The 11,930-nt window shown below is 70.2% G+C and carries 8 protein-coding genes; 4 read left to right on the top strand and 4 right to left on the bottom strand.

The window, feature by feature from the left end; genetic code table 11:
* The first annotated feature begins 207 nt into the window (after positions 1-207).
* The gene (locus O7614_RS26130) at positions 208-708 is read left to right on the top strand and encodes a roadblock/LC7 domain-containing protein (RefSeq protein WP_278141076.1); all 501 of its coding nucleotides are present in this window, start codon (positions 208-210) and stop codon (positions 706-708) included.
* Between the two features lie 42 nt (positions 709-750).
* Here the strand turns inward: O7614_RS26130 and ppdK are convergent, their stop codons facing one another.
* Entirely contained in the window at positions 751-3,486 is a 2,736-nt protein-coding gene (gene ppdK, locus O7614_RS26135) for a pyruvate, phosphate dikinase (protein WP_278141077.1), read from the bottom strand.
* Positions 3,487-3,800: 314 nt separating this feature from the next.
* Between ppdK and O7614_RS26140 the strand changes: the two genes are divergently transcribed.
* Entirely contained in the window at positions 3,801-5,504 is a 1,704-nt protein-coding gene (locus tag O7614_RS26140; protein ID WP_278141078.1) for a beta-N-acetylhexosaminidase, read from the top strand.
* A gap of 22 nt (positions 5,505-5,526) precedes the next feature.
* Here the strand turns inward: O7614_RS26140 and O7614_RS26145 are convergent, their stop codons facing one another.
* The gene (locus O7614_RS26145) at positions 5,527-6,699 is read right to left on the bottom strand and encodes a Clp protease N-terminal domain-containing protein (RefSeq protein ID WP_278141079.1); all 1,173 of its coding nucleotides are present in this window, start codon (positions 6,697-6,699) and stop codon (positions 5,527-5,529) included.
* A gap of 382 nt (positions 6,700-7,081) precedes the next feature.
* On the opposite strand from O7614_RS26145, the gene O7614_RS26150 reads away from it, so the two are divergent.
* Entirely contained in the window at positions 7,082-7,738 is a 657-nt protein-coding gene (locus tag O7614_RS26150) for a C39 family peptidase (protein WP_278141080.1), read from the top strand.
* Between the two features lie 355 nt (positions 7,739-8,093).
* Here O7614_RS26150 and dusB read toward each other — a convergent pair whose 3' ends face one another.
* On the bottom strand, positions 8,094-9,251 hold the full coding sequence (gene dusB / locus O7614_RS26155) for a tRNA dihydrouridine synthase DusB (RefSeq protein WP_278142385.1): 1,158 nt from the start codon (positions 9,249-9,251) through the stop codon (positions 8,094-8,096).
* A 192-nt stretch (positions 9,252-9,443) separates the two neighbouring features.
* Here dusB and O7614_RS26160 point away from each other — a divergent pair, with 192 nt between their 5' ends.
* Entirely contained in the window at positions 9,444-10,418 is a 975-nt protein-coding gene (locus tag O7614_RS26160; protein ID WP_278141081.1) for a type IV toxin-antitoxin system AbiEi family antitoxin domain-containing protein, read from the top strand.
* Positions 10,419-10,513: 95 nt separating this feature from the next.
* Here O7614_RS26160 and O7614_RS26165 read toward each other — a convergent pair whose 3' ends face one another.
* Entirely contained in the window at positions 10,514-11,893 is a 1,380-nt protein-coding gene (locus O7614_RS26165; RefSeq protein ID WP_278141082.1) for a glycine--tRNA ligase, read from the bottom strand.
* Positions 11,894-11,930 lie beyond the last annotated feature (37 nt).

Genomic DNA, 11,930 nt, shown 5'->3' on the forward strand with positions numbered 1-11,930 from the left:
AGCGAGCCAAGATTACGCCCGCCGCAGCTCCTCAGCCGGCCCCCGACGCATCGACGATGGACCCACAACCGCCGATCGGTCTGGAGTTGCCATCCGATCGCCGTCGGTTATGGGCTCGCGGGCCGAGGTGGCTGCCGGTAGCGTTCCCGGCGCGGAACGTGACCAGCCGATCGACATGCCAATCCCGACCGGTAAGGGGAGAATCTCGTGGACGCGGACACGGTGGTGGGAACGGAACTACGCGGGCTGCGCCGCCGTCGACCCGAGATCGCGGGCACGGTCCTGGCCGGCACCGACGGGCTGCTCATCTCCAGCGACCTGCCCAGCACCGACGCCACCCATCTCGCCGCTCTCGCCGCGGCCAGCTTCGGGCTCGGTCACCGCGTGGCCGACACGGTCCGATGTGGTGAGTTCCGGGAGTCGGTCGTGCGCACGACCGCGGGTTGCGTGGTGACCTACCCGGCCGGGCGTTCCGCCCTGCTGACCCTGGTCACCGTGTCGCCGGGCGAGGATCTGGAGGCGCTGCACGAGGAGGCCCGCGCCGTGGCCCGCCGGGCCGGCACGGTGATGGACCGTCGCGGCGGGGGTGTCGGCGCCACCGCCGTTCCGGAGGCACACGGCCCGCTGGCCGTGCGTACGCCGATGGCGACCCTGCCGGCGCAGTTACGCCGCTCGTCCCGGCCCACCTGGCGTCGCCCGCCGATCTGAGCGTCGGCGGCGGCCGGGTGACCGGCGCGCCGCCGACGTGCGTCAGCGGCTGTCCGAGCCGCCGCTCTCGACGACCGCCCGGCCGGCCTCCAGCCGGGCCACCGGCACCCGGAACGGCGAGCAGGACACGTAGTCCAGGCCGACCTCGTGGAAGAAGTGCACCGAGTCCGGGTCGCCGCCGTGCTCACCGCAGATGCCGAGCTTCAGCCCGGGCCGGGCCGCGCGGCCCTCCTCGGCGGCGATGCGCACCAGCCGGCCGACGCCGTCGCGGTCGATCGACTCGAACGGCGAGATGCCGAAGATGCCCAGCTCCAGGTACCGCCAGAAGAACGCTCCCTCGACGTCGTCGCGGGAGAAGCCCCAACCCATCTGGGTCAGGTCGTTGGTGCCGAACGAGAAGAACTCGGCAGCCTCGGCGATCTGGCCGGCGGTCAGCGCCGCCCGGGGCACCTCGATCATGGTGCCGATCAGCACCTCGACGCCGCTGTCCCCGACCACCTCGGCGATGATCTTCTCGGCCTCGGCGCGTACCGTCTCCAACTCCTGCACGGCCCCGACCAGCGGCACCATGATCTCCGGCTTCGCCACGCCGCCGCCACGGGCACAGGCGACGGCCGCCTCGGCGATGGCCCGCACCTGCATCGCGAACAGGCCGGGGATGACCAGGCCGAGGCGGACGCCGCGCAGCCCGAGCATCGGGTTCTCCTCGTGCATCCGCCGCACGGCGGCGAGCAGCGCCTCCTCCTTGGCCACGTCCTCGCCACGCTCCTGGGCGACCGCCACGTTCACCGCGAGTTGCTCGAGCGGTGGCAGGAACTCGTGCAGCGGCGGGTCGATCAGCCGGACGGTGACCGGCAGCCCGTCCATCTCGCGGAAGATCTCCACGAAGTCGGCCCGCTGCAACGGCAGCAGTGCCTCCAACGCCGCCTCCCGCTCGTCCGCGTCGCGGGCCAGGATCAGGCGCTCGACCAGCTCCCGACGGTCGCCGAGGAACATGTGCTCGGTGCGGCACAACCCGATGCCCTCGGCGCCGAAGCGCCGGGCCCGGGCGGCGTCCGCGCCGGTGTCGGCGTTCGTCCGGACCGCCAGCCGCCGCTTCCCGTCGGCGTGCGTCATGATCCGGTGTACGGCCCGGACCAGGGCGTTGTCGACGTGCTCGGCGTCGAGGCTGCCCTCGAAGTACTGCACCACCTCCGACGGCATGACCGGCACCTCGCCCAGGTAGACCTTGCCCGTGGTGCCGTCGATGGACACCACGTCGCCCTCGTTGACGGTCTGCCCGGCCACGACGAACCGCTTCGCCGGCACGTTCACGTCGATCTCGTCGGCACCGGAGACGCAGGTCTTGCCCATGCCCCGGGCCACCACCGCGGCGTGGCTGGTCTTGCCGCCCCGCGAGGTGAGGATGCCCTTGGCCGCGATCATGCCGTTCAGGTCGTCCGGGTTGGTCTCCCGGCGGACCAGGATCACCGACTCACCCTCGGCGGCCAACTCGACGGCCCGCGCCGAGGTGAAGACGACCTTGCCGGACGCCGCACCCGGCGACGCGCCGATGCCCTTGGCGACCGCCTCGAACTCGTGGTCGAGCTGGAATCGGGGGAACATCAGCTGCGCGAGCTGCGCGCCGTTGACCCGGTGCAACGCCTCGTCCAGGTCGATCAGGCCCTCGTCGACGAGCTGGCCGGCGATCACGAACGCGGCGGCGGCGGTCCGCTTGCCGACCCGGGTCTGCAGCATCCACAGCTTGCCGCGTTCGATGGTGAACTCGATGTCGCAGAGATCCTTGTAGTGCTCCTCCAGCCGAGCCATGTACCCGAGCAGCTCGTCGTAGGACTTCTTGTCCAGCCGCTCCAGCTCGTTCAGCGGCACGGTGTTGCGGATGCCGGCGACGACGTCCTCGCCCTGCGCGTTGGCCAGGTAGTCGCCGTAGATGCCCTGCGCGCCACTGGCCGGGTCACGGGTGAACGCGACACCGGTGCCGGAGTCCGGGCCGAGGTTGCCGAAGACCATCGTCACCACGTTGACCGCGGTGCCGAGGTCGGCCGGGATCCGCTCCTGGCGACGGTAGAGCACGGCGCGCTCGGCGTTCCACGACTCGAAGACCGCCCGGATGGCGAGGTCGAGCTGTTCGCGCGGCTGCTGCGGGAACTCCCGACCGGTGTGCTTCAAGAAGATCTTCTTGTACGCGTCGACCAGCCCACGCAGGTCGTCGGCGTCCAGGTCCAGGTCGTTGTGGGTGCCCTTGGCGTTCTTGGCCTCGTCCAGCGCGTGCTCGAACTCCTCGCCCGGCACCTCGCAGACGGTCTTGCCGAACATCTGGATGAGGCGGCGGTAGGAGTCCCAGGCGAATCTGTCTGCGCCGCCGGAGGCGGCCGGGCCGGCCGAGCCGCCGGCCTGTCGTGCGAGACCTTCCACGCTCTGGTCGTTGAGACCGACGTTGAGGACTGTCTCCATCATGCCGGGCATGGAGAACTTGGCGCCGGAGCGGACGGACACCAGCAGCGGGTCCTGCGGGTCGCCGAGGCGCTTGCCCATCGCGCGCTCCAACGATTCCAGATGCGCCTCGATCTGCCCGGCGAGCCCGTCCGGCTCCCGTCCCGTCGCCAGGTACGCCTGGCACGCCTCGGTGGTGATGGTGAAGCCCGGCGGGACGGGCAGGCCGAGGTTGGTCATCTCGGCGAGGTTGGCGCCCTTGCCGCCGAGCAGGTCCTTGAGATCCTTGTTGCCCTCGGAGAAGTCGTAGACGTACTTGTGATCGACGGTCTCTTGCGCTGCCACCAGAGCCTCCACAACACGCGCCGGACGGACACTTAACGAAGGTTCAGTTTTCTTCTTCCCCGGGACGGACCGCCGGCAATCCCGGGGTCGACGTCGATCGGTGGGCGAAGGTTAAGCGACCATCGAGCGACCTGGGACCGTTCGGTGACAATTGGCACAGCCGTCACGACTATCCGTGTTCGTACCGTTTTCTGGGAACGCTTCCATGCGCACCAACACGCAACCCCACCGAGCGCCGTACGCTGGATGGCACGCCAACCGGTGAACCTCGCTTTTGCCATAACCGACGCGAATACACCCCCGGAGTCGCCGCCGTGTCGACCGTCCCCTCCCCCGGCCCTGCCGCCACCCCCGCCACCAGCCCGGTGCCGTTGCCGGCGGTGGCACCAGACGCGGGCGCGCTGGCCCGCGCGGCCGAGCGAGCCGCGGGCCAGGCGCTCGCCCCGTCAGCCCCGCACCGGTTGGCCGACGTGGTGCCGGCTCCCCAGCAGGTCCAGCCGGACCCCACCGGAGACTGGACACTGCCGGCCGAAGCGGTCATCGAGGCCAGCCCCGACCCCGCCGCGCTGGCGGTCGCCGAACAACTCGCCGAGCTGCTGCGCCCGGCCACCGGTTACCCGCTGCCGGTCACCGACACCGCCGCGCCGGCACCGGTCGACGGCATCGCGCTGGTGCTGGACGAGACCGCCGCCGACCTCGGCGCGGAGGGCTACCGGCTCGACGTCACCACCAATGGGGTACGCGTCACCGCCGTCACCGCCACCGGGCTCTTCCACGGCGTGCAGACGCTGCGCCAACTGTTGCCGGCGGCGATCGAGAGCCCGACCCCGGTCACCGAACGGTGGACGCTTCCCGGCGGGACCATCACCGACATGCCCCGGTTCCCGTACCGGGGCGCGATGCTCGACGTCGCCCGGCACTTCTTCGCCGTCGAGGACGCCCTGCGGGTGGTCGACCACCTGTCCCGGTACAAGCTCAACCACCTGCACCTGCACCTCACCGACGACCAGGGCTGGCGGATCGCCGTCGACTCCTGGCCGAAGCTGACCACCGTCGGCGGGGCGACCGAGGTCGGCGACGGCCCCGGCGGGTTCTACACGAAGGCCGACTACGCCCGGATCGTCTCGTACGCGGCCGCCCGGCACATCACCGTGGTCCCGGAGATCGACCTCCCCGGGCACACCAACTCGGCGCTGGTCGCGTACCCCGAGCTGGCACCGGACAAGATCGCGCCGCCGCCGTACACCGGCACCGAGGTCGGCTTCAGCTACGTCGATCCGGCCGACGACCGGACGTACGACTTCGTCGCCGACGTGCTGGGTGAACTGGCCGCGGTCACACCCGGTCCGTGGCTGCACATCGGCGGCGACGAGGCCTTCAAGGTGAAGGGCGAGGTCTACACCGGTTTCGTGGAGCGGGTCCAACGCATCGTCGCCGGCCTCGGCAAGACCGTCGTCGGCTGGCACCAGCTCGCTCCGGCCGCCCACGCCGACGGGCGGGTGCTGCAGTGGTGGGGCACGAACGGCGACGACCCCACCACGGTCGAGGCCGTACGCCGGGGCGCCCGACTGATCGTCTCCCCCGGCAACCACGCCTACCTGGACATGAAGTACGCCCCGGACACCCCGATCGGGCACGACTGGGCTGGGCTCATCGACGTACGAAAGGCGTACGACTGGGACCCTGGCACGCACGTCGTCGGCGTGCCCGCCGAGGCTGTGCTCGGTGTCGAGGCCCCGCTCTGGACCGAGTCGGTCACCTCGCTCGCGGACATCGAGTTCCTGCTCCTGCCCCGGCTCCCCGCCATCGCGGAGCTGGGCTGGTCGCCCAGGGCGACCCACGACTGGGCCGGCTTCCGCGACCGGCTCGCCGGCCACGGCCCGCGCTGGGATATCGCTGGCGTCACCTTCCATCGCTCGATCGATATTCCCTGGCCGGCGAGGCCCACCATTCCAGTCCCTGCGACCCGCCACCCGGCCGGCGACGCCCAGTTGCCGCTCGGAAGCGACGCGGGGTAGCGAGAGCGCCGAGGGTGCGGTGTCAAGGTCGACTGCCGCCACCCTGAGCGCTGTCCTCGACCAGGCGATCAGTGAGATCCCGCCGCAGTTCGTGAAGGACGATCAATCGGCGGAGCAGCCGCTGCGCCGCGCAATCATCGAGGGTGAGCATCGCCAGCACGAGGTGGCTCGTGCCGACCTCACCGTTGCCGGACAGGCGAAGCGCTTCGTCCGTCACGGCTGCCGCCTCCGCACCGAACGGCGGATCGGCCCGTAGGCTTCGCCAGCGGTACGTCCGATCCCCCGTCGAGGCAGGTTGCGGCAGCACGGCAACCCTGGTCACGATCGCCGACACGTCGAGCCCTCTTTCTGCGAGGAACTCGCCGGCAGCGTTGGCCGCAGCCCATGGCGGCGCGATAGCGCGACCGGAGTAGGCGAGCTGTTCGTCGAGCGAAAGAACGGCTGCCAGTACGCCGACGCTGTCCACCTGAGCGGCACCCATTCGCACGGTCTGACGGATGGCCTCCTGATCCAGGGACGGCAGGATGAGGCCGATGTCGGACCGCAGTATCAGCCGGCTCACCCGCGACCGCAGTCGCCGTGACAACGCTCCGCCCGGCCCGTTCAGCACACCCATGCCGGCAAGGAAGCCCGCAGTGAAGGTCACCGGCGTCCCCTCCGCCGCCACCGACACCTCCATCGGGACGGCGCGCGCGATGTCTTCTCCGCAGATACCGAGGTTCGCCAACGCCACACTCGCCCGGCAGGCCGGATCCTCGATGAGCGCACCAAGCAGATGCATCCCGTGGGCGTACCGGACCCCGTGGGTTCGAGCGATACCCAGGGCGTTGCGTACCGCGGCGTGGACCGCAGAGCTCCACAACGGCGGCGAAACGAGGTTGTCGTACCGCAGGTCGCGGCGGGCGTTCCACATCGCCTCACGCAGGACAGCCTCGACCTCCTGGTCGACGGGTGACCGCGAATCTCCGGACGACTCGACCACCGCCGCCTCGGACGGAATGTCCGAAGCCACGCCCCCGAGGTGCTTGGCCTTCCGGCCGAGCAGCCGTTTGAATGACATCATGCGGGTTGTCAGCTCGACTGCCACATCCGACGTGTCGACGACATCGCGCCCATCGCGCCAGCAAACACCTGCCGCACCGGCCAAGGTCCAGGTGAGCTCTCTGCCCGCTCGGGGCTGCCATACCGTCTTCACGTATCCCCCGCCACCGCAATGGGTCAGTAACCACGTGGTTCGGCCCCCGACGTCCGGTTTCGGCCGAGTCCGTCGAGGTCCCGGGATGCGCCAATCAGCGTAGATGTGCCGCGCACGGCTTCCTGTCGCCGAAGGTAGGCCCGCCGGAGGCGGAATGATGGCCCGGGCCGCGTCGTTGTACAGGCGGTAACCACGACGGCCCCCGGCTTTCGCGCCGGGCCCCCACCGGTGGAATGCCTCGCCGGCCGCGACGGTTACATCCCCCGGACACCCGAGCAGGTCCCCTGGATCGCCGGGCCGTCCCCTCGAACTTTCCCCGCACGGCCACGCACCCCCCGTTGAGTGCCGTGCGGACACCCCCGATGCAGAGGAGCACGCCATCATGCGTACCGATCTGATCCGTAAGACCGCCCTGACCGCCGCCGGCCTCGCCTTCACCGGAGGCGCCATCGCCGGCCCCGTCACCACCGCCTACGCCGCCTCCGACGCCAAGCCCACCACCCAGACCCAGACCGACCGCAAGGGTCACGGTGAGCGTGAGCTCGGCGTGCGCTACGAAGCGCAGCCGAACTTCTACTACTGCGGCCCCGCCGCCACCCGCAACGCCCTGTCCGTCCAGGGCAAGAACATCAACGTCGACGACATGGCCAAGGAGATGGGCACCACCGAGGCCGGCACCAACAGCATCAACGACATCACCCCCGTCCTGAACAAGGAAACCGGTAAGGACGCCTACCACTCGGTGGAGATCAGCAGCCCCGACGCCGACGCCAAGCAGACCGACAGCCTGCGCGCCGACATCGTCCGCACCGTCGACGACGGCCGGGCCGTGGTCGCCAACATCGCCGGCACCAGCACCGACACCGACGGCAGCACCCACTCCTACGAGGGCGGGCACTACATCAGCGTCGTCGGCTACCGCGACAACGGCGACACGGTGAAGATCGCCGACTCCGCCGACCCGAACACCGCCTCCTACTGGATCAGCGTCGAGCACCTCGCGGACTGGATCGCCACCCGCGGCTACGCCACCAGCTGACCCACACACCAGCAACACACCGAAAGGGCCGGACCCCAGCACGGGGTCCGGCCCTTTCGGCATACCCAGGTCACTTGGCCACGGCCCCTCGCCGGACCGAGCAAGGCCGAAGGGTCATCCAAGCTGGCCAGGCCAGCCCGCCCAGCAACCGAGCAGGCAAGGCCGACCGACTGTGTTGCTGGTCCTTTGGAGCTGATGTCATAGACGAATCAGGGCATCGACGACCGAGCCGAACTGGTGATTCGTTCACGACATCAGCTCGATAGCGTGCCGAACCCACCTGCCCAGCCACCGCGCCGACCCCGCGTTCGGAGCGACGTTCGCCGGGCGCCTCCGCCCGGCCCCGCCAGGGGGCTCAGCCGCCGGAGTCGTCCATCTCGGCGCCCTCGGGGACGGTGTCGTCGTCCCGGCTGGCCAGCCAGCCGTCCGGCAGCGCGACCTTGCCCGGCGAGTTGGTGCGCCCGCGCGGCTGGCCCAGCGCGGTCACCGGGAACGGCTCGGCCGGGTCGAGCTTGCCGAGCAGGTCGTCCAGCTGGGCCAGGCTCTCGATCATCGCCAGCGAGCGGCGCAGTTCACCGCCGACCGGGAAACCCTTGAGGTACCAGGCGACGTGCTTGCGGAAGTCGGTGCAGCCGTCGCGTTCGCCCCGGGCCGGGTTGCGGGCGCCGGCGACGAACTGGTCCACCAGCAGCTCGGCGTGCCGGCGCATGGTGACCGCCACCTCGCCGAGAGTGGGCAGTCGCCGCTCCGGGCGGCCGTTGAAGGCGGCCTCCAGGTCGGCGAAGAGCCACGGCCGGCCCAGGCAGCCGCGACCGACGACCACCCCGTCCACGCCGGTGTGCGCGATCATCCGCAGCGCGTCGTCGGCCTCCCAGATGTCACCGTTGCCGAGCACCGGCACGTCGAGGGCCTGCTTCAAAGTGGCGATCGCGTCCCAGTCGGCGGTGCCCGAGTAGCGTTGCGAGGCCGTCCGCCCATGCAGGGCCACCGCGGCCACGCCGGCCTCCTGGGCGGCGAGCCCCGCTTCGACGTACGTCAGGTGGTCGTCGTCGATGCCCTTGCGCATCTTGACCGTGACCGGCACCCCGGACGGTGCCGCGGCATCCACAGCGGCCCGCACCAGTCGGGCGAAGAGCCGACGCCGCCACGGCAACGCCGCACCCCCGCCGCGCCGGGTCACCTTCGGGACCGGGCAGCCGAAGTTGAGGTCGATGTGATCGGCCAGGTTCCGCTCCACGACGATCCGCACGGCGGCGGCGGTGATCTCCGGGTCGGTGCCGTAGAGCTGGAGGCTGCGTGGCTTCTCGTCGTCACCGAACGCGATCATGCGCAGCGTCTTCGGGTTGCGCTCGACGAGCGCACGGGTGGTGATCATCTCGCAGACGTAGATGCCGCCACCCTGCTCGCGGCAGAGCCGACGGAAACCGACGTTGGTGATCCCGGCCATCGGGGCGAGCACCACCGGCGGCCACACCTGGTACGGCCCGAGAGTCAACGGCCGCAGCACGGGCATGGTCAACGCAGTCACCGCCCAAGTGTAAGGAACGGCCCCTGCTTAACGTCTGCTGCATAGGAAGGGCCCCCTGCTAACAAGACGCATATCACACCCGGCGACGCCAGACGGAGTTGTCCACAACCGGCGCGTTATCCACCGCGGCCGCCAACCAGGCCGGACAGAACCGGGCCCCGGCGGCATGCTGCGGCGATGCGCGACCTTCCACCCGAGCTGGCCACGACGACCGAGCGGCAACAGCAGATCGCGACCCGGGCTCAGCTACTCGCCGCCGGCTACAACGACATGTACCTCTACCGCCAGGCTCGACGAGGCCGGTGGCAACGCGTCCTACCTGCGACGTACGCCCTGGTCACCGGGGTCCTGACCGACGAACAGCGACGGATCTCCGCCGCGCTCTACGCCGGGCCGCAGGCGCAGCTCACCGGCTTGGCCGCGCTCACCTGGTACGGGTTCCGGCAGTTGCCCCGCACTGCCGACGTACACCTGGTGGTGCCGCACGAGGTGCGGCGCCGCTCGGTGGGATACGCCCTCGTCCGACGGGCTCTGGCGCTGGACGCCCGGCCCCGGTCAAGCGCGCTCTACCCGGTCTGCTCGCCTGCACGGGCGGTGGTGGACGCGGCCCGCGACCTCCGGGAGCTCCGCCCGGTGCGAGCCATCGTCGCCGAGTCCATTCAACGCGGCTTCACCGACCTCGGCACCCTGGACGAGGAGATCCGCCGGGCGCGGCGCAGTCGCACAGCGCTCATCAGGATGGCGTACGCGGAGGTCCTGGCCGGCACTCGGTCGGCACCCGAGGCGGAGCTGCGCGAATGCCTGGCGGGCAGCGCGATCCTGCCGGAGGTCCGGTGGAACCCGCGCCTTGGTACCAGCGATGGGGCGGCGTTGCCGACGCCGGACGGCTACCTGACCGACTCGGCGGTGGCGTTGGAGGTCGACTCACAGGAGTACCACTTCAGTCCGGGCGACTGGGCTCGGACGCTGGAGCGGCACAACGAGCTGAGCCGGCATGGTGTCCTGGTCCTGCACGTCACGCCAGCCCAGCTGAGGCAGCACCCGGAGCGCATCCGACGGACCGTCGAGGACGCCCACGAGTCCCGGCGGGGCGTCGGTCTCACGCTCCGGGTCCGCGTCCGGCCGGCCGTACCCGAGCCGGCGGCACCCTGATCGGGTACGCCGGCAGGCCGGTCGCGGAGACCGCAGACGTTATGAAGGGGCCCCTCCTATACCGCAGACGTTAAGAAGGGGCCCTTCCTTACCGCTCAGCAGCCGGGGAGGCGCTCGATCAGGTAGCGCTCGACCTGGTCCAGGGAGACCCTCTCCTGGGCCATGGTGTCCCGGTTGCGCACCGTCACGGCGTCGTCGTCCAGCGTGTCGAAGTCGACGGTCACGCAGAACGGGGTGCCGATCTCGTCCTGTCGACGGTAGCGGCGGCCGATCGCCTGCGAGTCGTCGAACTCCACCACCCAGCGCTTGCGCAGCAGTGCCGCGAGGTCCTTGGCCTTCGGTGACAGCGCCTCGTTACGCGACAGCGGCAGCACCGCCACCTTGACCGGGGCGAGCCGCGGGTCGAACCGCATCACGGTGCGCTTGTCCACGCCGCCCTTGGTGTTCGGCGCCTCGTCCTCGTCGTACGCCTCCAGCAGGAAGGCGAGCACGGCGCGGGTCAGACCGGCGGCCGGCTCGATGACGTACGGCATCCAGCGCTCACTCTTGGTCTGGTCGAAGTACGACAGGTCGACGCCCGAGTGCTTGCTGTGCGTGGAGAGGTCGAAGTCGGTGCGGTTGGCGACACCCTCCAGCTCGGCGAACTCGCTGCCGCCGAACTGGAAGCGGTACTCGATGTCCACCGTCCGCTTCGAGTAGTGCGAGAGCTTCTCCTTGGGGTGCTCGTACAGGCGCAGGTTGTCCGCCGACAGGCCGAGGTCGAGGTACCAGTTCCAGCGCTCCTGGAGCCAGTACTCGTGCCACTGCTCGTCGGTGCCCGGCTCGACGAAGAACTCCATCTCCATCTGCTCGAACTCGCGGGTCCGGAAGATGAAGTTGCCCGGGGTGATCTCGTTGCGGAACGACTTGCCGGTCTGCGCGATGCCGAACGGCGGCTTCTTGCGGGCGACCGTCTCGACGTTCTTGTAGTTGACGAAGATGCCCTGCGCGGTTTCCGGGCGCAGGTAGTGCAGACCCTCGTCGCTCTCCACCGGGCCGAGGTAGGTCTTCATCAGGCCGTTGAACATCTTCGGCTCGGTGAAGGTGCCCTTGTTGCCGCAGTTCGGGCAGTTCAACTCGGCGAGGGAGGTCAGCGGCTTGCCGTGCTTCTCGGCGTACGCCTCCTCGAGGTGGTCGGCCCGGAAGCGCTTGTGGCAGAACTGGCACTCGGTGAGCGGGTCGACGAACTCGGCGATGTGACCGGACGCCTCCCACACCTTGCGGGCCAGGATGACGGCGGAGTCGAGGCCGACCACGTCGTCGCGCTGCTGGACCATGGTCTTCCACCACTGCCGGCGGACGTTCTCCTTGAGCTCCACGCCGAGCGGGCCGTAGTCCCACGCCGATCGGGTGCCTCCGTAGATCTCGCTGGAGGGGAAGACGAAGCCTCGGCGCTTGGCGAGGCTGACGACGGCGTCGATACGGTCGGCTGGCATGTTTCCTCCTACGCCGGCTGGCGGTCGGCGGGGGCGA

The sequence above is a fragment of the Micromonospora sp. WMMD961 genome (genome assembly GCF_029626145.1).
Classification (GTDB): domain Bacteria; phylum Actinomycetota; class Actinomycetes; order Mycobacteriales; family Micromonosporaceae; genus Micromonospora.

What these genes read in the sequence shown, in the direction of transcription:
- dusB (WP_278142385.1), bottom strand. Translation starts at nt 9,251, where the DNA reads ATGCCCGTGCTGCGGCCGTTGACTCTCGGGCCGTACCAGGTGTGGCCG.
- O7614_RS26150 (WP_278141080.1), top strand. Translation starts at nt 7,082, where the DNA reads ATGCGTACCGATCTGATCCGTAAGACCGCCCTGACCGCCGCCGGCCTC.
- O7614_RS26165 (WP_278141082.1), bottom strand. Translation starts at nt 11,893, where the DNA reads ATGCCAGCCGACCGTATCGACGCCGTCGTCAGCCTCGCCAAGCGCCGA.
- O7614_RS26160 (WP_278141081.1), top strand. Translation starts at nt 9,444, where the DNA reads ATGCGCGACCTTCCACCCGAGCTGGCCACGACGACCGAGCGGCAACAG.